Here is a 1,014-nt window from a genome sequence, read left to right on the forward strand (position 1 = left end):
CATTCCGCTGAGTTTCGAGGCTTATTATACGTATCCGGCCGGTGGGTAGGTCAGATATGAGATTTGAGATGTGACAGTAATTAAAAGCACGAGCGGGACGCTCGCGCTATTTCAATATTCCAATTTTTTTTGAGATGGCGCAAGCGTCCCGCTTGTGCCTGTTTCAACATCAAACTTGTACCTGTCTCACTCAAATATATTCCTAACCTGTAAAAGCCCTTGCTTTCCAGAATAATTTGATGCACTGCTAAACGCATAATGACTCGCATCAAACACAATACCTGCCTTTACAGGATTCTGATGAATGTATTCAATTTTTTCATTGATCAAATTATGGTTATCCAATTCAAGTGGATGATAATTTCTTTTCCAGAGTTGATAGGTTTCATTCGATCTTCTCTTTTTTCCTTCACTTCTAAAAGACTTTAAGAGCCATTTTTTCCGACTTTCTCTTGGATTGTTTTTGACGGCATCTAAGAGTTTTTTTGATGTGAACCCCCGGAAATCCCGAATAGTGTTACTTAGATTTGTTTCATCACTAGAACTCAGAATTAAGTGAATATGATTGGTCATGATACAATAAGCATAAATGACTAATCCTTTATTCTTTTGACAATATTTAAGATTCTTGATTATAACCTCTCGATATTCGATCCTTGTAAATAAATCAATCCATCTCACAACTGTAAAGGTGACGAAATGAGGCAGTTTATCGTCAAGAATTTTAAATTTTTCACTCATCGATCTGAAAACGTCTTTTTATAAGTATGAATCACAAAAGTGAAAAACCTTACAGAAATTTCTTTGTACTATTTATAATTGTAAACAAAATATCATCAGAAGAGATACGCTGATACTAAAAAGATTTATGAGATTTGGATTGATTCCATAGCACGAGCGAGACGCTCGCGCTATTTCAAATTGGCATTCCGCTGAGTTTCGAGGCTTATTATACGTATCCGGCCGGTGGGTAGGTCAGATATGAGATTTGAGATGTGACAGTAATTAAAAGCA

At 36.1% G+C, this 1,014-nt stretch carries 1 protein-coding gene; it reads right to left on the reverse strand.

The features are described 5' to 3' along the window. Positions 1-186 precede the first annotated feature (186 nt). Positions 187-741, reverse strand: a complete 555-nt coding sequence (locus tag L6773_RS21235; protein ID WP_237856681.1) for an REP-associated tyrosine transposase — start codon at positions 739-741, stop codon at positions 187-189. Positions 742-1,014: the final 273 nt, after the last annotated feature.

Source organism: Rhodohalobacter sulfatireducens, from assembly GCF_022012475.1.
GTDB classification, from domain to species: Bacteria; Bacteroidota; Rhodothermia; order Balneolales; family Balneolaceae; genus Rhodohalobacter; species Rhodohalobacter sulfatireducens.